The organism is Pseudomonas putida (assembly GCA_029953615.1).
GTDB lineage: Bacteria > Pseudomonadota > Gammaproteobacteria > Pseudomonadales > Pseudomonadaceae > Aquipseudomonas.
Genome location: CP124529.1, coordinates 1,247,379 through 1,273,717, shown reverse-complemented (window position 1 = coordinate 1,273,717; position 26,339 = coordinate 1,247,379). Strand labels below are relative to the sequence as shown.

23 protein-coding genes and 2 pseudogenes are annotated in these 26,339 nt (G+C 62.8%); 18 read left to right on the top strand and 7 right to left on the bottom strand.

The window, feature by feature from the left end; genetic code table 11:
• Nucleotides 1-68: 68 nt before the first annotated feature.
• On the top strand, nucleotides 69-980 hold the full coding sequence (gene lpxC, locus QIY50_05820) for a UDP-3-O-acyl-N-acetylglucosamine deacetylase (protein ID WGV21747.1): 912 nt from the start codon (nucleotides 69-71) through the stop codon (nucleotides 978-980).
• Between the two features lie 47 nt (nucleotides 981-1,027).
• Here lpxC and QIY50_05815 read toward each other — a convergent pair whose 3' ends face one another.
• Nucleotides 1,028-1,483: a DciA family protein gene (locus QIY50_05815; protein WGV21746.1), complete on the bottom strand. Its 456-nt coding sequence runs from the start codon at nucleotides 1,481-1,483 to the stop codon at nucleotides 1,028-1,030.
• Between the two features lie 390 nt (nucleotides 1,484-1,873).
• Between QIY50_05815 and secA the strand changes: the two genes are divergently transcribed.
• The 4 genes from secA (at nucleotide 1,874) to QIY50_05795 (ending at nucleotide 7,735) form a co-directional block, all read left to right on the top strand.
• Nucleotides 1,874-4,609 carry a preprotein translocase subunit SecA gene (gene secA / locus QIY50_05810; protein ID WGV21745.1) on the top strand — a complete coding sequence of 912 codons (2,736 nt, stop codon included), beginning with the start codon at nucleotides 1,874-1,876 and terminating at the stop codon, nucleotides 4,607-4,609.
• Between the two features lie 196 nt (nucleotides 4,610-4,805).
• Nucleotides 4,806-6,023: a bifunctional glutamate N-acetyltransferase/amino-acid acetyltransferase ArgJ gene (gene argJ / locus QIY50_05805; GenBank protein ID WGV21744.1), complete on the top strand. Its 1,218-nt coding sequence runs from the start codon at nucleotides 4,806-4,808 to the stop codon at nucleotides 6,021-6,023.
• Nucleotides 6,024-6,161: 138 nt separating this feature from the next.
• Nucleotides 6,162-6,794 carry a glutathione S-transferase family protein gene (locus QIY50_05800; protein WGV21743.1) on the top strand — a complete coding sequence of 211 codons (633 nt, stop codon included), beginning with the start codon at nucleotides 6,162-6,164 and terminating at the stop codon, nucleotides 6,792-6,794.
• A complete protein-coding gene (locus tag QIY50_05795) occupies nucleotides 6,791-7,735 on the top strand; it encodes a Nudix family hydrolase (protein ID WGV21742.1) in 945 nt (314 codons plus the stop codon). Before QIY50_05800 ends, QIY50_05795 begins: the two co-directional genes overlap by 4 nt.
• 143 nt (nucleotides 7,736-7,878) lie before the next feature.
• Here QIY50_05795 and QIY50_05790 read toward each other — a convergent pair whose 3' ends face one another.
• The 3 genes and pseudogenes from QIY50_05790 to QIY50_05780 all read right to left on the bottom strand — a co-directional run bounded on the left by QIY50_05790 (nucleotide 7,879) and on the right by QIY50_05780 (nucleotide 11,434).
• Complete coding sequence (locus tag QIY50_05790) at nucleotides 7,879-8,445, bottom strand: cob(I)yrinic acid a,c-diamide adenosyltransferase (GenBank protein WGV21741.1); 567 nt, start codon at nucleotides 8,443-8,445, stop codon at nucleotides 7,879-7,881.
• 1 nt (nucleotide 8,446) lies between these two features.
• Nucleotides 8,447-10,478 (bottom strand): annotated as a pseudogene (locus QIY50_05785) (ATP-binding protein).
• A gap of 38 nt (nucleotides 10,479-10,516) precedes the next feature.
• Nucleotides 10,517-11,434, bottom strand: a complete 918-nt coding sequence (locus QIY50_05780; GenBank protein ID WGV21740.1) for a putative 2-dehydropantoate 2-reductase — start codon at nucleotides 11,432-11,434, stop codon at nucleotides 10,517-10,519.
• 100 nt (nucleotides 11,435-11,534) lie between these two features.
• Between QIY50_05780 and QIY50_05775 the strand changes: the two genes are divergently transcribed.
• From QIY50_05775 to QIY50_05765, 3 genes are all read left to right on the top strand, one after another.
• Nucleotides 11,535-12,020 (top strand): YajQ family cyclic di-GMP-binding protein, encoded by a 486-nt coding sequence (locus QIY50_05775; protein ID WGV21739.1) that lies wholly within the window; start codon nucleotides 11,535-11,537, stop codon nucleotides 12,018-12,020.
• Between the two features lie 113 nt (nucleotides 12,021-12,133).
• On the top strand, nucleotides 12,134-12,976 hold the full coding sequence (locus QIY50_05770) for a mechanosensitive ion channel family protein (GenBank protein ID WGV21738.1): 843 nt from the start codon (nucleotides 12,134-12,136) through the stop codon (nucleotides 12,974-12,976).
• 214 nt (nucleotides 12,977-13,190) lie between these two features.
• Nucleotides 13,191-14,429 carry an MFS transporter gene (locus QIY50_05765; GenBank protein WGV21737.1) on the top strand — a complete coding sequence of 413 codons (1,239 nt, stop codon included), beginning with the start codon at nucleotides 13,191-13,193 and terminating at the stop codon, nucleotides 14,427-14,429.
• Between the two features lie 132 nt (nucleotides 14,430-14,561).
• Here the strand turns inward: QIY50_05765 and QIY50_05760 are convergent, their stop codons facing one another.
• Both QIY50_05760 and QIY50_05755 read right to left on the bottom strand, forming a co-directional pair.
• On the bottom strand, nucleotides 14,562-16,109 hold the full coding sequence (locus tag QIY50_05760; GenBank protein WGV21736.1) for an AmpG family muropeptide MFS transporter: 1,548 nt from the start codon (nucleotides 16,107-16,109) through the stop codon (nucleotides 14,562-14,564).
• A gap of 43 nt (nucleotides 16,110-16,152) precedes the next feature.
• Nucleotides 16,153-16,506 carry an MGMT family protein gene (locus tag QIY50_05755; GenBank protein WGV21735.1) on the bottom strand — a complete coding sequence of 118 codons (354 nt, stop codon included), beginning with the start codon at nucleotides 16,504-16,506 and terminating at the stop codon, nucleotides 16,153-16,155.
• Nucleotides 16,507-16,672: 166 nt separating this feature from the next.
• On the opposite strand from QIY50_05755, the gene QIY50_05750 reads away from it, so the two are divergent.
• From QIY50_05750 to groL, 5 genes are all read left to right on the top strand, one after another.
• On the top strand, nucleotides 16,673-17,683 hold the full coding sequence (locus QIY50_05750) for a DUF481 domain-containing protein (protein ID WGV21734.1): 1,011 nt from the start codon (nucleotides 16,673-16,675) through the stop codon (nucleotides 17,681-17,683).
• Nucleotides 17,684-17,871: 188 nt separating this feature from the next.
• Nucleotides 17,872-18,603 (top strand): DUF2470 domain-containing protein, encoded by a 732-nt coding sequence (locus tag QIY50_05745; protein ID WGV21733.1) that lies wholly within the window; start codon nucleotides 17,872-17,874, stop codon nucleotides 18,601-18,603.
• A gap of 67 nt (nucleotides 18,604-18,670) precedes the next feature.
• Entirely contained in the window at nucleotides 18,671-19,132 is a 462-nt protein-coding gene (fxsA, locus tag QIY50_05740) for a membrane protein FxsA (GenBank protein ID WGV21732.1), read from the top strand.
• A gap of 321 nt (nucleotides 19,133-19,453) precedes the next feature.
• A complete protein-coding gene (locus tag QIY50_05735; protein WGV21731.1) occupies nucleotides 19,454-19,747 on the top strand; it encodes a co-chaperone GroES in 294 nt (97 codons plus the stop codon).
• 47 nt (nucleotides 19,748-19,794) lie between these two features.
• A complete protein-coding gene (groL, locus tag QIY50_05730) occupies nucleotides 19,795-21,435 on the top strand; it encodes a chaperonin GroEL (GenBank protein ID WGV21730.1) in 1,641 nt (546 codons plus the stop codon).
• Between the two features lie 186 nt (nucleotides 21,436-21,621).
• On the opposite strand, the gene QIY50_05725 is transcribed toward groL, so the two are convergent.
• Complete coding sequence (locus QIY50_05725; protein ID WGV21729.1) at nucleotides 21,622-22,350, bottom strand: phosphatase PAP2 family protein; 729 nt, start codon at nucleotides 22,348-22,350, stop codon at nucleotides 21,622-21,624.
• A gap of 183 nt (nucleotides 22,351-22,533) precedes the next feature.
• Here QIY50_05725 and colR point away from each other — a divergent pair.
• The 5 genes and pseudogenes from colR (at nucleotide 22,534) to QIY50_05700 (ending at nucleotide 26,247) form a co-directional block, all read left to right on the top strand.
• Nucleotides 22,534-23,218: pseudogene (colR, locus tag QIY50_05720) on the top strand (two-component system response regulator ColR).
• On the top strand, nucleotides 23,208-24,518 hold the full coding sequence (locus tag QIY50_05715) for a HAMP domain-containing sensor histidine kinase (GenBank protein ID WGV21728.1): 1,311 nt from the start codon (nucleotides 23,208-23,210) through the stop codon (nucleotides 24,516-24,518). The pseudogene colR and the gene QIY50_05715 overlap by 11 nt, the downstream one beginning before the upstream one ends.
• 107 nt (nucleotides 24,519-24,625) lie before the next feature.
• Nucleotides 24,626-25,309 (top strand): class I SAM-dependent methyltransferase, encoded by a 684-nt coding sequence (locus tag QIY50_05710; protein ID WGV21727.1) that lies wholly within the window; start codon nucleotides 24,626-24,628, stop codon nucleotides 25,307-25,309.
• A 6-nt stretch (nucleotides 25,310-25,315) separates the two neighbouring features.
• Nucleotides 25,316-26,017: a lipopolysaccharide kinase InaA family protein gene (locus QIY50_05705; GenBank protein WGV21726.1), complete on the top strand. Its 702-nt coding sequence runs from the start codon at nucleotides 25,316-25,318 to the stop codon at nucleotides 26,015-26,017.
• Nucleotides 26,014-26,247: a hypothetical protein gene (locus tag QIY50_05700; protein WGV21725.1), complete on the top strand. Its 234-nt coding sequence runs from the start codon at nucleotides 26,014-26,016 to the stop codon at nucleotides 26,245-26,247. Before QIY50_05705 ends, QIY50_05700 begins: the two co-directional genes overlap by 4 nt.
• Nucleotides 26,248-26,339 lie beyond the last annotated feature (92 nt).

Genomic DNA, 26,339 nt, shown 5'->3' with positions numbered 1-26,339 from the left:
TTGGGTCTGTTATCATCCCCAGCCTTTGTTGATACCTGTTCGCAATTTGCGCTGAAGCGGCCAATGCCATGATTAAACAACGCACCCTGAAGAATACCATCCGTGCCACAGGTGTCGGTCTGCACTCCGGGGAGAAGGTTTACCTGACCCTCAAGCCTGCACCTGTTGACACCGGCATCGTCTTCCGCCGCGCCGACCTCGACCCTGTGGTCGAAATTCCGGCGCGTGCGGCCAACGTCGGCGAGACAACCATGTCGACGACGCTGGTCAACGGTGACGTCAAGGTCGATACGGTCGAGCACCTGCTCTCCGCCATGGCGGGCCTGGGCATCGATAACGCCTACGTCGAGCTCTCCGCCTCGGAAGTGCCGATCATGGATGGCAGCGCCGGACCCTTTGTATTCCTGATTCAGTCTGCCGGCCTGGAAGAACAGGACGCAGCCAAGAAGTTCATCCGCATCCTGCGTGAGGTAACCGTGGAAGAGGGCGACAAGCGCGCCACTTTCCTGCCTTTCGACGGTTTCAAGGTGAGCTTCGAGATCGACTTCGATCATCCGGTACTTCGCAACCGGACCCAGAGCGCCAGCGTCGACTTTTCCAGCACGTCGTTCGTGAAGGAAGTCAGCCGCGCGCGCACCTTTGGTTTCATGCGTGACATCGAGTACCTGCGCAAGCACAACCTTGCGCTGGGTGGCAGTGTCGAGAACGCCATCGTGGTCGATGAGGACGGCGTGCTCAACGAAGACGGCCTTCGTTACGAAGACGAATTCGTCAAGCACAAGATCCTCGACGCCATCGGCGACCTCTACCTGCTGGGCAACAGCCTGATCGGCGAGTTCAAGGGCTACAAGTCCGGCCACGCGCTGAACAACCAGCTGTTGCGTAAGCTGATTGCCGAAACCGATGCCTGGGAAGTGGTCACCTTCGAAGATGCCAGCACGGCACCGATCTCCTACATGCGCCCTGTTGCGGCCGTGTAAGTTCGAACACTCTCTAGTTCATTAAGGCCACCTTCGGGTGGCCTTTTTTATGGCTTGTCCCGGGCATGGGCGGCCAATCGTTCCAGTGCTGCGCGCAGCTTGGGGTCGGTGATGCCCTCGGCGGTATCGCGCAGGCTCTCGGCTGCGTTGTTGGACAGCTCTGCTGCATGGCCACCACGCTTGGCTGGCACCAGCGGGGGCTGGACCTTGTACAGGATGCGCCTGAGGTTGGCGAATGCCTCCATGCCCTGTAACGCCGACATCAGGCGTTTTTGCTGATAGCGCAAGCGGGTTGCCCAGTGGCCGTCGGTTACCACCAGCAACAAGGTGCCATCGCGCCACGACGCCACATGACAGTGCTCGCGGGCGGCCGGTTGCAGCTGGCTTTCCAGCAGGCGCTGCAGGTGCTCCAGGCGTTCGGCCTGGTTCAGCAGCAGGCGCAGCGGGCGGACCTGGCGGAGCAGGGCCGAGGGCGGCTGGGCGGGGGAGGGTTTGTAGGCCATGGGGGTACGCATGAGGTTACATGGTCCGCAGTCTAACACCTCTATGGCCTGAACCGGCCTCTTCGCGGGCTTGCCCGCTCCCACAAGATCACCACAGACCTCAAGTGTTGTGTAAAGCCTGTGGGAGCGGGCAAGCCCGCGAAGGGGCCGTACAGGCAATACAAGCCAAGAGTCATTCTCGACACCTTTCATCTTGGCGAACCTTGAACTCAGGGAAAATGCCCCTATCTAAAACCGGCCCCCGCCAAAACGCTGTACAAGCATCGTGGCAATCCACCACTTTCCTCACCATCGTTTCCGGGTAGAATGCTCGTTCGCATGCGGCCTCAGGGCTGCACGGGCGACTCATGGGGCCGCCCTCCATCCCTACGTGTGGAAGATCCTGCCGATATGTTTGCGCCTTTGTTAAAGAAACTTTTTGGAAGCAAGAACGAGCGTGAAGTCAAACGCATGCTCAAGACGGTGAACATCGTCAATGCTCTCGAAGAGAAGATGGTGGCCCTCTCCGACGAGCAACTGCGGGGCAAGACCGCAGAGTTCAAGGAGCGCCTGGCCAAAGGCGAGACACTGGACCAATTGCTGCCTGAAGCCTTCGCCGTGGCCCGCGAGGCCGGCAAGCGCGTGATGGGCATGCGCCACTTCGACGTGCAGCTGATCGGTGGCATGACCCTGCACGAGGGCATGATCGCAGAAATGCGTACCGGTGAAGGCAAGACCTTGGTCGGTACCCTGGCCGTGTACCTCAACGCACTGTCCGGCAAGGGCGTGCACGTGGTCACCGTCAACGACTACCTGGCCCGCCGTGACGCCAACTGGATGCGCCCGCTGTACGAGTTCCTCGGCCTGTCGGTCGGCATCGTCTCGGCCTTCCAGCCGCCGGAAGAAAAGCGCGCCGCCTACGCGTCCGACATCACCTACGGCACCAACAACGAATTCGGCTTCGACTACCTGCGCGACAACATGGCGTTCAGCCAGGAAGAGAAGTTCCAGCGTGAACTGAACTTCGCCGTGATCGACGAAGTCGACTCCATCCTCATCGACGAAGCGCGTACCCCGCTGATCATTTCCGGCCAGGCCGAGGACAGCTCCAAGCTGTACATCGAGATCAACCGCCTGATCCCGCGCCTGACGCAGCACATCGAGGAAGTGGAAGGCCAGGTCACCCAGGAAGGCCACTTCACGATCGACGAGAAGAGCCGCCAGGTCGAACTGAACGAAGCCGGTCACCAGTACATCGAGGAAATGCTCACCCAGTCCGGGCTGCTGGCCGAGGGCGAGAGCCTGTACTCGGCGCATAACCTGAGCCTGCTGACCCACGTCTACGCCGGCCTGCGTGCGCACAAGCTGTTCCACCGCAACGTCGAGTACATCATCCAGGACGGCCAGGTCCTGCTGATCGACGAACACACCGGCCGTACCATGCCCGGCCGTCGCCTGTCCGAAGGCCTGCACCAGGCCATCGAAGCGAAAGAAAACCTGAATATCCAGGCCGAGAGCCAGACCCTGGCTTCGACCACGTTCCAGAACTACTTCCGCCTGTACACCAAGCTGTCCGGCATGACCGGTACCGCCGACACCGAAGCGTTCGAGTTCCAGTCCATCTACGGGCTCAACGTGATGGTCATCCCGCCGAACAAGCCTTTGGCGCGTAAAGACTTCAACGACCTGGTGTACCTGACCGCCGACGAAAAGTACGCCGCGATCATCGCCGACATCAAGGAAAGCATGACCCAGGGCCGCCCGGTGCTGGTAGGTACGGCGACCATCGAAACGTCCGAGCACATGTCCAACCTCCTGAAGAAGGAAGGTATCGACCACAAGGTGCTCAATGCCAAGTACCACGAGAAGGAAGCCGAGATCATCGCGCAAGCCGGTGCGCCAGGTGCCCTGACCATCGCTACCAACATGGCCGGCCGTGGTACCGACATCCTGCTGGGTGGCAACTGGGAAGCCGAAGTGGCCGCCCTGGAAAACCCGACCGCCGAGCAGATCGCCCAGATCAAGGCCGACTGGCAGAAGCGTCACCAGCAAGTAATCGAGTCGGGTGGCCTGCACGTGATCGCCTCCGAGCGCCACGAATCGCGCCGTATCGACAACCAGCTGCGTGGCCGTTCCGGCCGTCAGGGTGACCCGGGCTCCAGCCGCTTCTACCTGTCGCTGGAAGACAGCCTGATGCGCATCTTCGCCTCTGACCGGGTGAAGAACTTCATGAAGGCACTGGGCATGCAGTCGGGCGAAGCCATCGAGCACCGCATGGTCACCAACGCCATCGAGAAGGCCCAGCGCAAGGTCGAAGGCCGCAACTTCGACATCCGCAAGCAGCTGCTGGAATACGACGACGTGGCCAACGAGCAGCGCAAGGTGATCTACCACATGCGCAACAGCCTGTTGGCCGCCGAGAACATTGGCGACACCATCGTCGAATTCCGCAAGGAAGTACTGGACGCTACCATCAGCCAGCACATTCCGCCGCAGTCGCTGCCCGAGCAGTGGGACGTGGCCGGCCTGGAGGCTTCGCTGGCCAGCGATTTCGCCATGAAGCTGCCGATCCAGCAGTGGCTCGACGAGGACGATCACCTCTACGAAGAGACCCTGCGCGAGAAGCTGCTGAACGAAATCACCAACGCATACACGGAGAAGGAAGACCAGGCCGGTATCGAGGCCCTGCGTACCTTCGAGAAGCAGATTCTGCTGCGCGTGCTGGACGACCTGTGGAAAGACCACCTGTCGACCATGGACCACCTGCGTCACGGTATTCACTTGCGCGGTTATGCGCAGAAGAACCCGAAACAGGAGTACAAGCGCGAATCCTTCAGCCTGTTCCAGGAGCTGCTCGAGTCGATCAAGCGCGACACCATTCGTGTGCTGTCGCACGTTCAGGTACGCCGCGAAGACCCGGCCGAAGAGGAAGCCCGCCTGCGCCGCGAGGCCGAGGAACTGGCCAGCCGCATGCAGTTCCAGCACGCCGCTGCTCCGGGGCTGGAAAGCGAACAACTGAGCGAGGAGGGCGCCGAAGTGGCTGTCGCCTCGGCACCGGTGCGCAACGACCAGAAGCTGGGCCGCAACGAGCCGTGCTGGTGTGGTTCGGGCAAGAAGTTCAAGCATTGCCACGGGCAGATCGAGTGATCTGACCAGGCTGTTGTAACCTGAAACATCCGGGGCCGCTTTGCGGCCCATTCGCGGCACAAGGCCGCTCCTATAGGGACCGCGCCCGCCACAATGGTTGCGATGTCCTTGTAGGAGCGGCCTTGTGCCGCGAATGGGGCGCGAAGCGGCCCCGCTCTTCCATCACCTGTTCACCGTATTTTCTAGGAGCGCTCTAATGGCTGTTGGTCTTGGTCCTTTGCCCACCCTGCACCCGGTTCCGGGTTTTGAACTCGGCATCGCTTCTGCCGGCATCAAGCGCCCAGGGCGCAAGGATGTGGTGGTCATGCGCTGTGCCGAAGGCTCCAGTGTGGCTGGCGTGTTCACCCTCAACGCCTTCTGCGCAGCGCCGGTGATCCTGTCCAAGCAGCGTGTACAGGGCACCGTGCGCTACCTGCTGACCAACACCGGTAACGCCAACGCCGGCACCGGCGCGCCAGGCCTGGCCGCCGCCGAGCGTACCTGTGCCAAGCTGGCCGAACTGGCCGGCGTACCGGCCGAGTCGGTACTGCCATTCTCCACTGGCGTAATCGGCGAGCCGCTGCCGGTAGAAAAGATTGAAGGCGCATTGCAGGCCGCCCTCGACAACCTGTCGGAAAACCACTGGGCCGAGGCCGCCACCGGCATCATGACCACCGACACCCTGCCAAAGGGTGCCAGCCGCCAGTTCCAGCACGATGGCGTGACCGTTACCGTTACCGGCATCAGCAAGGGTGCAGGCATGATCCGCCCGAACATGGCCACCATGCTCGGCTACATCGCCACCGACGCCAAGGTGGCACCAGCGGTGCTCAAGGACCTGATGCTGGACGGTGCCAACAAGTCGTTCAACCGCATCACCATCGATGGCGACACCTCGACCAACGACTGCTGCATGCTGATCGCTACCGGCAAGGCCAACCTGCCGGAAGTCACCGAAGCCAGCGGCGCACTGTTCGAAGCGTTGAAGAAGGCGGTGTTCGAAGTGTGCATGGAAGTGGCCCAGGCCATCGTCCGTGACGGCGAAGGCGCTACCAAGTTCGTTACCGTGCAGGTCAACGGCGGTGGCAACCACCAGGAGTGCCTGGACGTAGGCTATGCCGTGGCCCACTCGCCGCTGATCAAGACTGCACTGTTCGCCTCCGACCCGAACTGGGGCCGTATCCTCGCCGCCGTCGGCCGTGCCGGCGTGCCGGAGCTGGATGTGAGCCTGATCGATGTGTACCTGGACAACGTGTGCATTGCCAGCAAAGGCGGCCGCAGCCCGAGCTACACCGAAGACCAGGGCGCCAAGGTAATGGCCCAGGAAGAGATCACCATCCGCATCGAACTGGGCCGTGGCCAGTGCAGCGAAACCATCTGGACCACCGACCTGTCCCACGAGTACGTGAAGATCAACGCCGAGTACCGTACCTGATTCAAATGGGGCCGCTTTGCGGCCCTTTCGCGACACAAGGCCGCTCCTACAAGCGCTCGCGATCTCCTGTAGGAGCGGCCTTGCGTCGCGATGGGCTGCAAAGCAGCCCCAAAATTCCCAAACCGATGGAGCCGAACCATGAGCTATCACCTGATCATCGGCGACAAGCTGTATTCCTCCTGGTCGCTGCGCGGCGCCCTGGCCCTAGAACTGGCTGGCGTGCCTTACGAAGAAACACTGATCAAACTCAACCAGCCTGACACCCGTCAGCGCATCCTCGCTTTCTCCGCAACCGGCAAGGTACCGCTGCTCAAGACCGAGCACGGTGTGATCGCCGACTCGCTGGCCATTGCCGAATACCTCAACGAACGCCACCCCGAGGCCCAGCTATGGCCTGCCGACGTGGCAGCCCGGGCCCAGGCCCGTTCGGCCTGCGCGCAGATGCACAGCGGCTTCTTCGCCCTGCGCGGCGCCATGCCGTTCGACCTGTCGCGCGACCAGGCACTGGACAGCGTGGCGCTGGAGGTTCAAATCGATATCGACCGTATCGTTGCACTGTGGTCGGAATGCCGGCTGGCGGCCAAGGACAGCGGCCCGTTCCTGTTCGGCAAGCCGAGCCTGGCCGATGCCTTCTTCGCCCCGGTGGCGGTGCGCCTGCGCACCTACCGCGTGGAAGTGCCTGCCGAGGCGGCGGCCTATATCGAAACCATTTACCAGTGGCCGGCCTTCCAGGCCTGGCAGCAGGCTGGCCTGGCGGAGCGTGAAGGGTGAAACGGATTCATGTGGTAGCCGCCGTCATTCGTGGTACTGACGGCCGGATTCTGATTGCCCGCCGTGCCGATACCCAGCACCAGGGTGGCCTGTGGGAATTCCCGGGCGGCAAGGTGGAAGCGGGTGAAAGCGTCGAGGCGGCGTTGGCCCGGGAACTGCGCGAGGAGCTGGGCATCGAGGTGAGCCGTTCGCGTGCGTTGATCAAGGTCAGCCACGACTACCCGGACAAGCAGGTTCTGCTGGACGTGCGCGAAGTCGAGGTGTTCACCGGCGAGCCGCATGGCGCCGAGGGCCAGCCGCTGGAATGGGTTGCCCCACGTGATTTGCCCCAGTACGCGTTCCCCGAGGCCAACAAACCGATCGTTGCGGCCGCGCGTCTGCCGGACCAGTACCTGATCACACCCGATGGCCTGGAAGTGCCGCAGATGCTCAAGGGCATTCAGAAGGCGGTGGCCAGCGGCATTCGCCTGATTCAGCTGCGAGCCCCGGACATGTACGACCCCAAGTACCGCGACGTGGCGGTGGATGCGGTCGGGTTGTGCGCGGGCAAGGCGCAGTTGATGCTCAAGGGGCCGCTGGAGTGGCTGGGTGATTTCCCTGCCGCGGGTTGGCACCTGACGGCTGCACAACTGCGCAAATATGCCGCCAACGGGCGGCCGTTCCCCAAGGAACGCTGGCTGGCGGCGTCCTGCCACAGTGCCGAAGAGCTGGCGCTGGCGGAGCAGATGGGCGTGGATTTCGTCACCTTGTCGCCGGTGCAGGCAACCCAGACTCATCCCGAAGCGGTGCCGTTGGGGTGGGATGAGGCGCAGCGGTTGATTGCCGGGTTCAACAAGCCGGTCTATCTGCTGGGTGGGGTAGGGCCGGGTGAGCGTGAGCAGGCCTGGGAAGCGGGGGCACAGGGCGTAGCCGGGATTCGGGCGTTCTGGCCAGAGATTTGAGTTGCCTGTTTTTGGGGCCGCTTTGCGGCCCATCGCGACACAAGGCCGCTCCTACAAAGGAATCGCGTAATCCTGAATGAATCGCGAACCCCCTGTAGGAGCGGCCTTGTGTCGCGACGGGCTGCAAGGCAGCCCCAGAAATATCAACCTTTTGGTTTCTCGGCAGGCTGCCACAAAACCTCAGCCACCCCCTGCCGCCGCCCAATGATCCGCGCCGCCACGAACAGCAGGTCGGATAACCGGTTGATATACGCCAACCCAACCCCCGCCAACGGCTCCAGCGCATTCAGTTGCTGGCACCGCCGCTCTGCACTGCGCGCCAGGCTCCGGCACACATGCGCCTGCGCCACTAACGCCGAGCCACTGGGCAAGATGAAGTTCTTCAACGGCCCCAGCTCTTCGTTCCACACATCGATCGCCGCCTCCAGACGTTCCACTTCCGCCAGGTTCAACGCCTGATAACTGGGCATCGCCAGCTCACCGCCCAGGTCGAACAAGCGGTGCTGACAGGGCGCCAATACCGCACTCACTTCATCCAGCCCTTGTTCGGCCAGCCCCGCCAGTAGCAAGCCTAACTGGCTGTTCAGGCTGTCCACCTCGCCAATCGCCTCGATCCGTGGGTGGTCCTTGGGAACCCGGCGCCCGTCGCCCAGGCCGGTTTCGCCCTTGTCGCCAGTGCGGGTGTAGATCTTCGACAGGCGGTAGCCCATGTCACTTCTCCGTTTTCGCCGGCGCCGCCGTTGTCGGCTGGCCGAGGGGCAGGCGCAGGGTAAAGCAGGTGCCCTGGCCGGGCGTGGACTGCACTTCCATCTGCCCCTTGTGGTTGTTGGTGATGATGAAGTACGAGACCGACAGGCCCAGCCCGGTGCCCTGGCCGATTTCCTTGGTGGTGAAGAACGGCTCGAAGGTGCGCTTGCGCACTCCTTCGGGCATGCCGATGCCGTTGTCCTCGACCTGGATTTCTGCCCATGGCGGGTTCAGGCGGGTACGCAGGGTGATGCGCCCGGGCTCGCTCGGCTGTGGCCGCTGGTGGATGGCCTGGGCGGCGTTTTTCAGCAGGTTGAGCAGCACCTGCTCCAGCTCGTTGGCGGTGCACGGTACCGGCCCCAGTTCGGGGTCGAACTGGCGCACGATGGCCTGGCCCTTGAAGTCGAAGCCGATGGCCAGGTCGAAGTCGTTGCTGGCGATCTCCAGCGCCTGGTCGATCAGTGCCGGCAGGTCGCACGGCGCCAGCTGGCGGTTGCTGCGGCGGCTGAAGCTGAGCATGTGGGTGACGATTTTCGCCGCCCGGGCACCGGCCTGCTGGATGCCGTCGAGCAATTGCGGCACTTCGCGGCTTTCCAGATAGCGGTTGACCATGGGCAGGTCGATGCCCAGTTCTTCGGCCTGTTCCAGGTTGCGCGGCAGCTCGGGTGACAGCCGCCGGCGGATGTTCTGCACGTTATGCAGGATCGCGCCCAGCGGGTTGTTGATCTCGTGGGCCATGCCCGGCCGCCAGGCCACCGACCGAAAGCATCTTCTCCGATTGCACCATCATTTCTTCCAGCGACAGGCGTTGGGTGATGTCGTCGATGCGGATGACCACGCCACGGCCGCCGCCACCGGTCAGCGGGTAGAAGGTCAGGGCATAGTGGCGCAGGTCGTCGCCCTTGGGCCAGGTGACCCGCTCAATCTTGGCAACGCGGTGTTTCTCCACGGTTTCCTTCAGTTGCGGCAGGAACGGCTTGAGCGGTTCGAAGGCGATGAAGATCGGCTGGTTCAGCGCTTCGTCCAGTGGCGTGCCGGAAAGCACCGTGGCTTCGTGGTTCCACTGGGTCACGTAGAGCTGTTCGTCGAGGGCGATCAGCGCCGAGGGCATCGAGTCGATGATGCTGTTGAGGTAGTTCTGGAAGCCGGTGAGCTTTTTCTCGATCTTGCTGCGCACCTGCACTTCCAGCTCCAGCTTGCGGTTGGTGTGGCGGGTTTCCTCGGCCAGGCCCTGGGCCTGGTCATAGGCCTCCTGAAACTCGTCGCGGGTGCGCTTGAGCTGCTGTTCGCGGGCTTCGATACGCGAGAGCATGGTATTGAACGCTTCGGCCAGGCTGCCGATTTCATCGTCGTTGCCGCGCTGCGCACGCAGGGCATAGCTCTCTTCGCGGGTGACCTGGCGGCTGAGCTCTTCGAGCTGGTTGATCGGCTGGGTGATCAGGCGTTTGATCTGCCGGGCGATGACGATCCACAGCAGGATACTGAACACCAGGATGCCCAGGCTGGCGCTGAGGGTACCGGTGTAGAAAGCCGTGGGCAGTTCGCTGCTGGCCACCAGCAGCAGGTGCGCTGGCGGGTTGGCGTCACGTGGCATGCGGATCAGCTGGGTGCTGCGAAACTCCATCAGGCGCCAGCCGTCGATGTCGCGAAAACGCTTGGGCAGGGCCAGTGGTTCGCCGTGCTGCAACTGCGCCAGGATGCGGCCATCGCCACCGTAGACGGCGGCGGCGCGCAGCGGTGTGTAGCTGTCGAGTTCCTTGAGCAGGGCGCTGGCGGTGTCCGGCGCATCGCCGGCGCGTGCCGCCAGCTGCGGGTTGGCCACCAGCCGGCCGATTGTCTGCAGCGCCTGCGGTGCCATGCTTTCCTGGGTGATCCAGTAGGCGGCGCTGATGAAGGTGAGGTTGGCCACCAGCAGGATGGTCACCAGCAGTACCAGCAGGGCCGCCAGCAGCTTCTGCCCGACCGGGAGGTTTTCCAGGCGTTGGCGCAAGGTCATGGGCAAGGCAATGTCCGTATCCGGTTGTAAGGGCCGCGTCAGTCGCAGGGTAAACCACGCACGCGCAGGTTATCGACCAGGCGCTGCAGCAGGTGTTCCAGCTGCGGCAGCTGCAGGCCATGACGGCCAGCGGCGCGACAGGCGTGGCCAAGCAGGTAGTGCACCTCGGTGCGCCGACCCGCGCGTACATCCTGGTACATGGAAGAGTAGTTGGCCGCGGTGGCAAGGATCACCCGCTGCACTTCTTCGTCCAGCCCGTCTGCCGCTTGCGGCTGGCCGCAGCGGCACAGCAGGTGGGCCAGTTCGGCGCACAGGGCGTCCACTTCGCCCAGGTGCCCCAGCAGCCCGCCGTTCTGGCAGTCGTGCAGCACGGTCAGCGGGTTGATGGCGCAATTGAGCGCCAGCTTGCGCCACAGGCGGGTGAGGATATCCACCGTCCACTCGGCGGGGATGCCGGCCTGGTGCAGATCATCGAACCAGGCCGGGGTCGTCGGGTTGCGTGGGTCGCCCAACCAATTGAAACCGTGGCCGGCAAAGCGTACCTGCCAGTCACCCTCGCGGAACGCCCCTTCGGTACTGGAGGCGAAAATGCAGCGTGCGCGCGGCACCAGGTCGGCGACTTCGTCCTGGCTACCGAGGCCGTTCTGCAACAGCAGCACCTCGGCGCCCTCGACCAGACGCGGTGCCACGCCAGCGATAGCCGGGGCGGCGTCGTAAGCCTTGCAGGCCACCAGCAGGCGATGGATCGGGCCGGGTGCCTGCGCGGTTTCGGCGGGGATGGCGTAGTGGCGGGGCTGGTCCTGTTCGACCAGGGTCAGGCCGCCGGCCTGCTGGTAGGCCTGCAGCCGTTGCCCGTCACGCAGGATCAGGCGCACTGCCTTGCCTGCGCGCGCCAGGCGGCAAGCCCACAGGCTGCCCAGGCTACCGGCGCCGAGAATATGCCAGGTGCTGCTCATATGCGTTTCGCAACCCGTTATAATGAGCCCGCATTTTAACCGTCAAACCCAGCGCGCTCCATCTTCAGCCTGAGCGCGCTTTTATTTTGGGAGAACAACCATGCCTTCGTTCGACGTGGTATCGGAACTGGACAAGCACGAAGTGCAGAACGCGGTCGACAACGCCATCAAGGACCTGGACCGCCGCTACGACCTCAAGGGCAAGGGCACCTTCGAGTTCAAGGACAAAGAGCAGACCGTGATGCTCACCGCCGAGGAAGAGTTCCAGCTCGAAGCGATGCTGGAAATCCTGCGCCTGGCGCTGGTCAAGCGCAAGATCGACGTGAAGTGCCTGGAAACCAAGGACCCGTACGCCTCGGGCAAGGAAAAGAAACAGGAAGCCAAGTTCCGCGAAGGCATCGACAAGGACCTGGCGAAGAAGATCGTCGCCACCATCAAGGATGCCAAGCTGAAAGTGCAGGCCGCGATCCAGGGCGAGCAGGTACGCGTAACCGGTAAAAAGCGTGACGACCTGCAGGAAGCCATCGCCCTGCTGCGTACCAAGGAATTCGACATGCCGCTGCAGTTCAACAACTTCCGCGACTGATCGCAGGGTTGTCCGGAACCCCGATAGCGTAATGATGTCCATGGGGGCCAAGGCCGCCGAACCGACGGCGGCTTGCTATACGTGTACATGCCGTTCGGCATCAGGAGATGAATATGGATTTGAACGCTGAAGTCGATCAGCTGGTCCGCCAATCGCAGACCTGGGTCCCCTTGATCATGGAATACGGCAGCCGCCTGCTGCTGGCACTGCTGACCTTGGCGATTGGCTGGTGGCTTACCAACGTGGTCAGTGATCGACTCGCCAGGCTGGTGGGTTTGCGCGTACAGGACCCCGCACTGCAGGGCTTCATCCGCACCCTGGCCAACATAATCCTCAAGGTCATGCTGGCGATCAGCGTTGCCTCGATGATCGGCATCGAGACCACTTCGTTCGTGGCTGCGATTGGTGGTGCCACGTTGGCCATCGGTCTGGCGTTGCAGGGCAGCCTGGCAAACTTTGCCGGTGGTGTGCTGATCCTGCTGTTCCGCCCGTTCCGCATCGGTGACTGGATCGAGGCACAAGGCGTGGCCGGCACCGTCGACAGCATCCAGATTTTCCACACCGTGTTGCGTACCGGTGACAACAAGACCGTGATCATGCCCAACGGCAGCCTGTCCAACGGCATCATCACCAACACCAACCGCCAGCCTACACGCAAGGTGGTGTTCGACGTGGGCGTGGACTACGAGGCCGACCTGCAGAAGGCCCGCAATGTGCTGCTGGAGCTGGCGCAGGACCCACGGGTGCTGCCCGACCCGGCGCCGCAGGCCGTGGTCGCGACGCTGGGCGACAGCTCGATCACCGTGTCGTTGCGCTTGTGGACCAAGACTGCCGATTACTGGGACGTGATGTTCATGCTCAACGAGCATGCACGTGACCGGTTGAAGGCCGAAGGGATCGACATTCCGTTCCCGCAGCGGGTGATTCGCGTGGTGCAGGAGACTGCAGCGCAGTAATACGGCACAAAGCCGGGGCCGCTACGCGCCCCATCGCCGGCAAGCCAGCTCCCACAGGGTCATCGCAGTCCTCAGGCCTGTGTTGTACCTGTGGGAGCTGGCTTGCCGGCGATGGGGCGCGCAGCGGCCCCGGCTTTTTTACACTTGTTCACAGCAATACCCCGCCATTTCTGGCATATAGCCTGACCCCACCTGCCACACCCGATACGCCATCATGAAACCACTGCTGTACATCACCCCCCTGCGCGCCTTGCTGTTCGGTCTGACCCTGGCCCTGTTCGAGCTGCTTACCTACCTGGCCAGCGATGCCGTCATGCCGGCCATGCCGGTGGTTGTCGGCGACCTGAACGCCAGCCCCGAATACATTCCTCACGCCCTCAACCTGTACCTGCTGGGGGGCGTGGTGCTGCAATGGCTGATCGGCCCGCTGGCCGACCGCTATGGCCGGCGCCCGTTGCTGCTGACGGGCTGCGCGTTCTTCGGCCTGGCCTGCCTGGCCACCTTCTGGGTTCACGACATCGGTCTGTTCAATTTGCTGCGGCTGCTGCAGGGCATCGGCCTGGGGTTTGTGGTCACGGTCAGCTACCCGGCCCTGAACGAAGCCTTCAGTGAAGCGGATGCCGTGCGCATGATGGCCCTGCTGGCCAATATCGCCTTGCTCTCGCCATTGCTCGGGCCGTTGGTGGGCACCTTGCTGCTGCAGTGGCTGGACTGGCGCTGGCTGTTCGTGGCCTTCGCCATCGGCGCAGTGCTGGCCTGGCTGCTGCTGTACCGGCTGATGCCGGAAACGCTTGGCGTGGAGCGCCGTGACGGCTCGCGCCTGGCGTTCACGCCGATCCACCTGCTGCCGCTGCTGGCCGGCTACGGCCAGTTGCTGGCCAACCGCCGCTTTGTCGCTGGCAGCGCGGCGCTGGGCCTGGTCGGCCTGCCGCTGATTGGCTGGATCGGCCTGTCACCGGTACTGCTGATCCACGATGAGGGGCTGAGCACCATGGCATACGCCTTGTGGCAGTTGCCGGTGTTTGGCGGGCTGATCCTTGGCAACCTGATCATCAACCGCATCGCCGACCGCTATCCACTGCCGGCGCTGGTGCGTGGTGCATTGTGGCCATATCTGGCCGGCCTGTGCCTGATGGTGCTGGCGACCTGGTACTGGCCGAGCGTGACCAGTGTGGTGGCGGGCATGTCGCTGTACGCGCTGGGGTTGGGCGTGGCCAACGCGGTGCTGTATCGCATGACGCTGTTCGCCAGCGAGCAGAGCAAAGGCCTGGTCTCGGCCATGCTGGGGATGATCACCATTGCCCTGCTGGGGCTGGGTGGGGCGCTGCTGGCGATGATAGGTGCCGGGGCCAGCTTGCTGCACTTTGCCCTGGCGGCGGGTGTGGCGGGGGCCTTGGCGTTGTGGCCGCTGTGGCTTGTGGTGGGTGGACGAGCCGACGCTGTTACCCAGTAATCTTCATTGCCTGAACCGGCCTCTTCGCGGGCTTGCCCGCTCCCACAGGGACTGCACAGGTCTCAAGGGCAGTGCTTTACCTGTGGGAGCGGGCAAGCCCGCGAAGAGGCCGGTTCAGGCAATACAAAACCGTCAGGGCCGCTCGGCCGCCGAACCTTCCGCTGCCACCGGTTTGCCCGGCCCGGCCTCCTGGCGCCACTGCAGGGCAATCAGGATCAGGGTCGGCACACCCAGCAGCGCAGTGATCAGGAAGAAGTCGTGGTAACCGAACTTCTCCACCATGACCCCCGAATAACCCCCGATCAGCCTTGGTAGCAGCAGCATGATCGAGCTGAGCAACGCATACTGGGTAGCCGAGAACTTCAGGTTGGTCAGGCTCGACAGGTAAGCGACGAAGGCCGATGTGGCCAGGCCGGAGCTGAAGTTGTCCAGCGAGATGGTCACCACCAGCATTTGCAGGTTGGGGCCCATGTCAGCCAGCATCATGAACAGGATATTGGTGGCGGCCGAAGCTGCGCCACCGATGAACAGGATCGGCATGATGCCGAAGCGCACGATCAGCAGGCCGCCCACCCCGGCACCGACCAGGGTCATGATCAGGCCGAAGATCTTGCTGACACTGGCGATCTGGTCCTTGGTGAAGCCCATGTCGATGTAGAACACGTTGGCCATCACGCCCATGACCGTGTCCGACATGCGATAGGTGGCGATCAGGCCGAGCAACAGCAAGGCTTGCCAGCGGTAGCGGGCGATGAAGTCGTTGACCGGGGTCAGCACCGGTGCCAGGCCGCGACGGCCCAGGCTCGACAGGCACGCCCAGGTCAGCAGCACGTACAGGATCAGGCGCAGGAAGGCGCGGTCTTCCAGCAGCAGGTCAAGGGGCGTGGCATCACCAGAAATGACGCTGGACCAGCCGGTATTGAACATCTGGGTGAAGCTGGCCGGTACCGACACCAGCAGGATGATCAGCACGAACACCGAGGCCAACTGGTGCACCAGCCCGTAGCGCGCCGCCGACAGTTGGGTGCGCATGGGTACGGGCGGCTCGCGCATGATCAGGGTGGTGAACACGGCGGGCAGCATCATCACCGCGAACATGACGTAGGTGCCGGCCCAGGCCTTGTGCAGGTAGCTGAAGCCGGTGGAGCCGAACCACTCGGCGAAGAACAGTGCTCCAGCCGTGGCCAGCAGGGCGGCCACCCGGTAGCCGGCCATATAGCTGGCGGCGAGCGCGGCCTGGCGCTGGTCGTCGGCGATTTCCAGGCGGTAGGCATCGACGGCGATGTCCTGGGTGGCCGAAGCGAAGGCCACCAGCACCGCCAGGGCGATCAGCCATGACAGGTGCTGCTGCGGGTCGCACAGGCTCATGCCGACCAGCCCGATCACTACCAGCGCTTGCGACAATAGCAGCCACGAACGCCGGCGCCCCAGGCTGCCGAGCAGCGGCAGGCGCCATTGGTCAAGCAGTGGCGACCATACCCACTTGAAGGCGTAGGCGAGGCCGATCAGGCTGGCGTAACCAATGGTCTCGCGGGCCACGCCAGCTTCGCGCAGCCACACGGAAAGGGTGGAAAACACCAGCATGTAGGGCAGGCCGGCGGCGAAGCCGAGCAGCAAAAGTACCAAGGTTGACGGGCTGGCATAGGCAGCAAGCGCAGCGCGCCAGGTTTTACGGGGCATGGGCCAACATCTGCCTCAAATTTGCGAAAACAAAGCGCGCACTCTAACCGCTGTGCTCCATCGGGCGCCAGCCATGGCGCGTCATATCCACACGATTGTTGGCTACATTCACACCCTCCGCGCGCAGCCGCGCCCGTTGTTCATCCCCCGACGGGGTACCCAGTGCCAGGCTCAGCCGGCCACCAGCGCCAAGCACCCGATGCCAGGGCAGCCGAGTATCTGCTGGCAGTTGCCCAAGGGTGCGTCCGACCCAGCGTGCTGCCCGACCAAGGCCCGCCAGCTCGGCCAGTTGGCCATAACTGACCACCTTGCCGGCCGGCACCTGGCCGAGTACCGAATACAGCGCCGTTCGTCGGCCCTCGGCGGATTCCAGGGCATGCTCATATCCGTCAGACATCAGGCCCCCAGTGGGCTGCAGATGAAACCGGACCGACGGTCTGGCAAATGAGAGTTGAACTCAACGGCATGCTCCCGGTCTTTCCTTGCTCTGGTCGTGGTTATCTGGATAATGCCCGGCTTTTTTCGTCAAATCGAACCCGAAGTCCGCAAACAATAGCCCGCTTATGTATTCTAGATCCTTGTTGTGCCTGCTTGCTGTTTCCCTGTGCGCCTCCCCGGTGTTCGCCGACACCGTGTGGATGAAAAACGGTGACCGGCTCAGCGGCAAGATCAAAGTCTTCGATGGCGGCAAGCTGCTGCTGGAAACCCCCTATGGCGGTTCCATCGCCCTGGACTGGAAAGAAGTCCAGACCCTTGAGAGCGACCAGGAGATGCTGGTCAAGCAGGACGCCTACAGCGGTGAGCGTGCCAAGTCGCTGAAAGCCGCCGAGCCCGGCAAGGTGACCCTGGCCAATGGCGATGCGCCGAAGACCGTGGAGCTGGCCAGCATCGAGCAGATCATGAAGCCCAAACCTCTGGTGGAAGACTTCGTGTGGAAGGGCAACGTCGACGTGGCGCTGGACTACAAGCGCGCCGAGAACGACACCGACGACTATGACGTCGGCTTCAAGACCAGCGCCCGCCATGGCCGCTGGCGGCACAACGCCGAAGGCGAATACAACCGCGAGACGAAGGACGACGTCACCACCACCGACAACTGGAGTGCCGAGTACGCTTTGGACCGCTTCCTCACCGAGAAGTGGTTCTGGCAGGGGCGCATGGAGTACAAGCGCGACCGCGTCGAAGACCTGGCCCGCCAGCGCACCGTGGGTACCGGCCCGGGTTACCAGTTCTGGGACGACGAACTGGGCGCGTTCTCGCTGGGGTCGCTGATCAACCGCACCGACTTCGAATACCAGGATGGCGCCAAGGACAACTTCTATTCTGCGGCAGTGAAGTGGGATTACACCCGCTACCTGATTGGCAAGAACGTGCAGTTGTTCACCAACGGTGAGTTCGCCAAGCCACTGGGTGGCGTCGCCGACTACGCGCTGGATGCCGAGGTCGGCCTGCGCTACAAGGTCACCGAATGGGCCTCGCTCAACCTCAAGGCGGAGAAGGACATCATCACCGGTACCCGTGAGAGTGACCTGGACAAGACCCGCTATACCGCAGGCTTTGGCGTTACCTGGTAGATCTTTGGGGCCGCATTGCGGCCCATCGCCGGCAAGCCAGCTCCCACAGGTACGGCACAGGCCTGGGCATTTCGCGGTTATTGTGGGAGCTGGCTTGCCGGCGAAAGGGCTGCGCAGCAGCCCCATTGGCACTGCAACTGATAATGCTATCTTGTGGCCACCCAGTCCGCCGCCAGGAGTTCCCCCAAGTGAGTACCAAAGCCATTCGCCCCGCCCGGGAGCTACTGCTCAAGGAATACCGCGGCGTGCTCTCGACCCATTCCAGGTCGATGCCCGGCTACCCCTTCGGTTCGGTCGTGCCGTACTGTCTGGACGCTCAGGGCAACCCGCTGATCCTGATCAGCCGCATCGCCCAGCACACCCACAACCTGCAGAAAGACCCCAAGTGCTCGCTGCTGGTCGGTGAGCGAGAAGCCGAGGACGTGCAAGCCGTGGGGCGCCTTACGGTAATGGCCGAAGCGCACAAGCTGGTGGACGAGGCTGCCATCGACGCTGCCGCCGAACGCTACTACCGCTATTTCCCGGACGCCGCCAACTACCACAAGGCCCACGACTTCGACTTCTGGGTGCTACAACCTGTACGCCACCGCTACATCGGCGGCTTCGGCGCGATCCACTGGCTCGACCAGGTGACCCTGGCCAACCCGTTCGCCGGCAAGGCCGAAGCGAGCATGGTCGAGCACATGAACAACGACCACGCCAACGCCATCGCCCATTATGTGGAGCTGACCGGTTTGCCACGCCATGCGCCGGCGCAAATGGTCGGGGTGGACAGTGAAGGCATGCACTTGCGTATCGGCCAGGCGGTGTACTGGTTGCCTTTCCCTGATGCTTGCAACACGCCGACACAAGTCCGCGAAGCCCTGGTTCTGCTGGCCCGCGCCGACCAGTGGCCGGTTGCGACGGCAGTCGAGGGTTGAAAAGCCGAGCGCACGCATCCATCTGTTGGTCTTACAGGAAGGTTCTCTTCCGACGAGGAATGCTTTGATGCGTGCTTTTCTACTGCTGTTTCTCCTGTTTCCCGTGCTGGAGCTGTTCGTCTTCGTCAAGGTCAGTGCCGCCATCGGTTTCTTCCCGGCGCTGCTGCTGATCATCGCCGGCTCCGCGCTGGGTGTGCTGGTAATGCGCGTGGCCGGGCTGGCCACCGCGCTGCGCGCACGTGAAAGCCTGCAGCGTGGCGAGTTGCCCGCCGAGGACATGTTCCAGGGCATGATGCTGGCCGTGGGTGGCGGCCTGCTGTTGCTGCCAGGTTTCATCAGCGACGTGCTGGGCCTGCTATGCCTGCTGCCATTCACCCGTCATCTGGCTGCACGCAAGATGCGCGAGCGTGCCGAGGCGCAGGCCATGCGCCAGCGCGCATTCCAGGACGACCCGTTCCAGGCACAGCCGCGTGATGGCGGGCACCGTCCGAACGTGATCGAAGGCGAATACGAACGCCGCGACAAGTAACAACCTGGGGCCGTTTCGCGCCCCTTTCGCGGCACAAGGCCGCTCCTGCAGAGTTCACGACCCCCTGTAGGAGCGGCCTTGTGCCGCGAAAGGGGCGCGAAGCGGCCCCAAGCTTTTCAGGCTAATGAAAAATTTTCTGAAACAAGCCTTGTAATTGAATATGGCGGCCTCATGTAGTGGTCACCGCAAGGTTTCTGGTGGCAACACCAGGCATAACTCAGGTGGTTCGCCCATTGCGGGCCACCCCCGGCAACGCCGGACAGCATCAACCCGCCGGTGTCACACCGGCCGATGAAAACCACTATTTGGGAGAGATCGACAATGAAGCTTCGTCCTCTGCATGACCGCGTAGTCATCCGTCGCAGCGAAGAAGAATCGAAAACCGCTGGCGGTATCGTCCTGCCAGGTTCGGCCGCTGAAAAACCAAACCGCGGCGAAGTCGTCGCCGTCGGCACCGGTCGCATCCTGGACAACGGCGAAGTTCGTGCGCTGGCCGTGAAAGTGGGTGACAAAGTGGTTTTCGGCCCTTACTCGGGCAGCAACACCGTGAAAGTCGATGGCGAAGACCTGCTGGTCATGGCCGAGAACGAAATCCTCGCCGTTATCGAAGGCTGATTTCCTGACTTCCCGTTACTCCAAAGAATTTCAAGGATTAAACGATCATGGCTGCTAAAGACGTAAAATTCGGCGATTCCGCTCGTAAGAAAATGCTGGTTGGTGTCAACGTTCTGGCTGACGCGGTAAAAGCGACCCTGGGCCCGAAAGGCCGCAACGTGGTGTTGGCCAAGAGCTTCGGCGCACCGACCATCACCAAGGACGGCGTTTCCGTCGCCAAAGAAATCGAGCTGAAAGACGCTTTCGAAAACATGGGCGCCCAGCTGGTCAAGGAAGTGGCTTCCAAGGCCAACGACGCTGCCGGTGACGGCACCACCACCGCTACCGTTCTGGCTCAGGCCATCGTCAACGAAGGCCTGAAAGCCGTCGCTGCCGGTATGAACCCGATGGACCTGAAGCGCGGCATCGACAAGGCCACCGCCGCCGTTGTCGCCGAGCTGAAGAACCTGTCCAAGCCATGCGCCGACTCCAAGGCCATCGCCCAGGTAGGTACCATCTCCGCCAACTCCGACAACTCCATCGGTGAAATCATCGCCGAAGCCATGGAAAAAGTCGGTAAAGAAGGCGTGATTACCGTTGAAGAAGGCTCGGGCCTGGAAAACGAACTGTCGGTCGTCGAAGGCATGCAGTTCGACCGTGGCTACCTGTCGCCGTACTTCGTCAACAAGCCGGACACCATGGTAGCCGAGCTGGAAGGCCCGCTGCTGCTGCTGGTCGACAAGAAGATTTCCAACATCCGTGAGCTGCTGCCAGTTCTGGAAGCCGTTGCCAAGGCCGGCCGCCCACTGCTGATCGTTGCCGAGGACGTTGAAGGCGAAGCCCTGGCTACCCTGGTAGTCAACAACATGCGCGGCATCGTCAAGGTTGCTGCGGTCAAGGCGCCGGGCTTCGGCGACCGCCGCAAGGCCATGCTGCAGGACATCGCCGTCCTGACCGGCGGCCAGGTCATCTCCGAAGAAATCGGCCTGTCCCTGGAAACCGCTACCCTGGAGCACCTGGGTAACGCCAAGCGCGTCATCCTGTCCAAGGAAAACACCACCATCATCGACGGCGCTGGCGCCGACGGCGAGATCGAAGCGCGCGTCAAGCAGATCCGCGCCCAGATCGAAGAAACTTCCTCGGACTACGACCGTGAGAAGCTGCAAGAGCGTCTGGCCAAGCTGGCTGGCGGTGTTGCCGTGATCAAGGTCGGTGCCGGCACCGAAGTTGAAATGAAAGAGAAGAAAGCCCGCGTTGAAGACGCCCTGCACGCTACCCGTGCAGCCGTTGAAGAAGGCGTGGTGCCTGGCGGCGGTGTAGCCCTGGTTCGCTCCCTGGCTGCCATTGCCAACCTCAAAGGCGACAACGAAGACCAGAACGTCGGTATCGCCCTGCTGCGTCGCGCCGTTGAAGCGCCGCTGCGCCAGATCACTGCCAACGCCGGCGACGAGCCAAGCGTTGTCGCTGACAAGGTCAAGCAAGGTTCGGGTAACTTCGGTTACAACGCTGCTACCGGCGAATACGGCGACATGATCGAGATGGGCATCCTCGACCCAGCCAAGGTCACCCGTTCGGCGCTGCAAGCTGCTGCTTCGATCGGCGGTCTGATGATCACCACCGAAGCCATGGTTGCCGACCTGCCGGAAGACAAGCCAGCTGCTGGCATGCCTGACATGGGCGGCATGGGTGGCATGGGCGGCATGATGTAAGCCAGCCTTACCCCCAGCACCATCAAAAAGCCCCGGTTCGCGAGAACCGGGGCTTTTTTGTTTTCCTGTTGGGGGCCATTGGGGCTGCTGCGCAGCCCATCGCGACGCAAGGCCGCTCCTACAAGGGATCGCGTAACCTGTAGGAGCGGCCTTGTGTCGCGAAAGGGCCGCAAAGCGGCCCCTGGGTCAGGCGACGCTACGCTCAGCGGCAGGTACCTCAGCCATTCCCCGACGATACAGAACCAGGTAATACGACCCCAACCCGATCAACCAGCAGAACACAGCCGTCCACACGTTATGCGACAGGAAGTGTGCCCCCTGCATCATCCGCCCCAGTGAAAGCACCGACCCGGCCACGAAGGCCACCGCCAAGGCCGCCCGCGCCAGCCGCGGCTTGCGATCACGCAACATGAAGAACAGACCGAACAGGCAGAACCCGGTTGCCGCATGCCCGCCTGGCCAGCACAGCCCGGGCTTGTCGGTCGCCGGCCGCGGTTCCAGCAGCTTGCTGTAGGTCTCGGTGCCGCCAAACTGGGTCAGGCTCCACGGGCACTGCACCTGGGTGACCTTTTTCAGTGGCGTGACAAACGCCGTCGACAGGCCCAGCGCCAGCACCAGGCAACCCAGCTCACGGCGCCAGCCGAACAGGCGCTTCACGAAGAAACTGGCGGCAAAGGTCAGTAGCGAAAGCACGCCCAGCAGGATCACCATTTGCTTGACCCGGTCATGCAGGATGTTCTCCAGCAAATAGCTGTGGCGGCCGATGAACTGCCCGGCGGCAGGGTCGAAGAACAGGTTGGCAATGTCCATGTCGACCGAGGTCAGTTCCAGCAGGATCAAGCCCAGCGCGGTCGCCAAGGGGAGCCCCAGGTAAAGCCAGAAATTGAGCGGGCGAGGGCGGTTTGGTTGCTGCATGACGGCTCCAGGGCGCGAAAAAGATCGGGCATTGTCGGCCGCCCGCTATCCTGTGTCCGTGAAGGATCAGTGAAAAAACCGTCAAGTGCGGTGAATTTTCCCCAGGGCTGGCACCCCGCCGGCATAGGCCTTAAGCTGCGCCTGCCGCGCACCACAGCGAGAAGCGCCGCACAGGAGAAACCGATGCGCATTCTTTTGGTTGAAGACAACCGCGATATCCTGGCCAATCTGGCCGATTACCTGGGCATGAAGGGCTATACCGTCGACTGCGCCCAGGATGGCCTGTCCGGCCTGCACCTGGCTGCCACCGAGCACTACGACCTGATCGTTCTCGACATCATGCTGCCCGGCATCGACGGCTACACGCTGTGCCAAGCGTCTGCGCGAAGACGCTCGCCGTGACACGCCGGTGATCATGCTCACTGCCCGCGACCAACTGGATGATCGCCTGCAAGGCTTCCGCTCCGGTGCCGACGATTACCTGCTCAAGCCTTTCGCCCTGTCGGAGCTGGCCGCACGCATCGAAGCGGTGCTGCGTCGTGCCCAGGGCGGTGGACGGCGTACCCTGCAGGTGGCTGACCTGAGCTACGACCTGGACACCCTGGAAGTTTCCCGCCAGGGCCGCCTGCTCAAGCTCAACCCGGTCGGCCTCAAGCTGCTGGCGGTGCTGATGCAGAAAAGCCCGCACGTGTTGCGCCGTGAAGTGCTGGAAGAAGCCCTGTGGGGCGATGATTGCCCCGACAGCGACAGCCTGCGCAGCCACGTGCACCAGCTGCGCCAGGTGATCGACAAGCCGTTCGAAAAACCGCTGCTGCATACCGTCCATGGCGTCGGCTATCGCCTCGCCGAGGGCCGTGATGGAGTTTAAGCAAAGCCTTGCCCAGCGCATCATCATCGCCTTTGCCCTGATGAGTGCGCTGGTGGCCGGGGCCTTCGCCTTCGGCATTGTCGGCACTGTGCACCTGGTCGAAGAACGGCTGATTTCCACGGTATTGGGCGGCGACTTGCAGCGTCTGCTGCGCATGGACAGCGTCAGTGACTGGAGCCACCGGCCCCGCCCCGACCAGCTGTTCTACTTCAGCGGCGGGCGTGACGATTTCGAACTGCCCAAAGACTTGCGCCACCTCGACCGAGGCTTCCATGAGGTGTTCCGCGACCAGCTGTCTTACCACGCCATGGTCGAGATCGTCGACGGTCGCCGTTATGTGCTGTTGCAGGACCAGAGTGACTTCGAGGAACGCGAACGGCTGCTGTTCGCGGTGGTGGTGGTAGGCTTCGTGCTCAGCCTGGTGCTGGCGGTCATTCTCGGCTGGCTGGTGGCGCGCCGGGTGATGGCACCGGTGATCCGCCTGGCGCGTCAGGTACGCCACCGCGACCAGCTGCTGGGCCTGGCCCCGCCCCTGGCGCCGGACTATGCCGCGGACGAAGTCGGCCAACTGGCGGTAGCTTTCGACGATACCTTGGGCCGCCTGCGCGATGCGCTGACCCGCGAACGGTTGTTCACCAGCGACGTCAGTCACGAGCTGCGCACGCCCTTGATGGTGCTGGCGACCTCGTGCGAACTGCTGATGGAAAACCCGACGCTGGACGCCCGTTCGCGTAGCCAGGTGGAGCGTGTGGCGCGGGCCACGGAAGAAATGCGCGAACTGGTCAAGACCTTCCTGATGCTGGCCCGGGCACAGCGCGACGAGGGTGCGGTGGCTTCGCGGGCTACCCTTCGCGAAGTGGCTGACGAACTGGTCGGCGTTTGGCGCGACACTATCGAGCAGAAGGGCCTGGCGCTGTATTTCGATGGCCGCGTCAGTGCCAGCCCGGTGCTGTACAACGCCACCTTCCTGCAGTCGGTGATGGGCAACCTGCTGCGCAATGCCGCGCACTACACCGATAGCGGCTATATCCGCCTGAGCCTGGAAGCCAATGGCTTCAGCGTGGAGGACAGTGGCGTGGGTATCCCGGAAGAACAGCGCGAGGCCATGTTCCGGCCGTTCGTGCGCGGCGACGAGCGACGCGGCGAGGGGCTGGGCCTGGGCCTGTCGCTGGTACAGCGGATCTGCGACGACCAGGGGTGGCAGGTCACCCTGACCTCGACCTTGCCGCACGGCTGCCGCTTCAGGGTGGACCTTAGCAATACCGCAGCCAAGGGCGACCCGGAGGCGTTGGTCGAGTAATCAGTTGTAACAGGTCATTCGGGGCTCAACATATTTTTCACATGAGCATGACCTGATTCCTACGCTTGCTTACCTAATGTGGGCGGAATGGAGTCAGGAGATGCCCAATGCGTAGCCCCATCAAGCTTGAATTTTCCGAGAAGTACGACAAAGAACATGCCCGCGAGTACTTTCTCAAGCACCAGGACGGCCTGGCGCGGCGCCTTTCCCACAAGCGTGATGAGCAACTGGCGCGTCGCGCCTTGGCATTGGCAGGTGAACCTGGCCTGGTCCTCGACCTGCCATGTGGTGCGGGCCGCTTCTGGCCGTTGCTGGCAGAAAAGCCCAACCGAGTGATCATCGGCGCCGACAACTCCGAAGCGATGATCGAGACAGCCTGTACCGCGCAAGCGCCAGAGGTAGTGGCACGGGTACGTCCTTTGCAAACTTCCGCGTTTGCCATCGACTTGCCAGACAACTCGGTGGACAGCATTTTCTGCATGCGCCTGTTCCACCACATTGGCGAAGCGGCGCACAGAAAGACCATTCTTTCGGAATTTCAACGTGTTAGCCGTGATAGTGTGATCCTGTCACTGTGGGTGGATGGTAACTTCAAGGCCTGGCGCCGGAAAAAGCTGGAACAGCGCCGCAGCGCCAGGAAGGGCGACCAGGACAATTACCAGAACCGTTTTGTGTTACCGGCCGACACGGTCGAAGAAGAATTTCGAGCCGCCGGCTTCAGAATCCAGGAACGCCTCGACTTCCTGCCGTTCTATGCCATGTGGCGGGTCTATGTATTGCGTAAGGGGTAGTATTTGATGGCTGTAGCCCAGAGTGGGGAGTCGCGGTTCGATTTTTACTGGCGCCAGCAGGGCGAGTGGGTCGAGGAGCCTAACCAGCGCCGTGGTGGCGAGAGTGGTGTGCAACGCCTCAACGATGGCAACGGCAAGCTGCTGTATGCCAAGCGTCAGGTCGGGCATATCTACCGTAGCCTGCTGCACCCTTTTGGCCGGCCGACCGTATTGCGTGAGCTCGATGCGTTGAACAGCTTCGAGCAACTGGGCGTGCGTGTACCGCGCATCGTCTTCTGTGGCGCCGAGCGTGGTGCCGATCACCAGTGGCGTGCGCTGCTGGTCAGCGAAGCACTCGACGGCTTCGTCGAACTCGACACCTGGCATGCCGAAGGTGCCCGCGAGCGTTACCCACAGGTGGTGCATGAGCGCATGCTCAAGGACCTGGCGGACAACCTGGCGCGCATGCACCTGGGGCACTGGCAGCACGGCTGCCTGTACGGCAAGCACGTGTTCGTCAAGGTGGTGGGTGAAGGCGAACAGGCCCGGGTCGAGGTTGCCCTGCTGGACCTGGAAAAATGCCGGCGGCGCATCAGCTGTCAGCGCGCAGCGGGCAATGACCTGCGCCAGCTGCGCCGCCACTCGTCGATCAATGACGCAGAATGGCAAACCCTGCTCTACTTTTACCAGATGGCGTTTGGCAGCGCTGTCAAAGGGTTAGAGCAATGAAACTAGAAATAGCTCGAGCTTTGTTCCTGGTAGCTGGCCTGGCGGTGACCACCGTGGCGGTGGCGGCCTGGGAGGAGCCGAGGCCAACAGTGTTCAGCAAGGCCGAACTGGCCGACCAGTGCGCGTTGCCGCGGGATGTGAAACCGCAGCAACAGGCCAAGGTCGCGCCGGATCAGGACCTGCTGCTGTTCCTGTTCGGCATGCGCCAGGGGTTGCGGCCGTTCGGTTGAGCCCGGCGCGCTCAGAAATGCCAGAGGCCTCGCGATTGCGGGGCCTCTGGCATTTTTGCATCTGCATTGCCGGCCTCTTCGCGGGCTTGCCC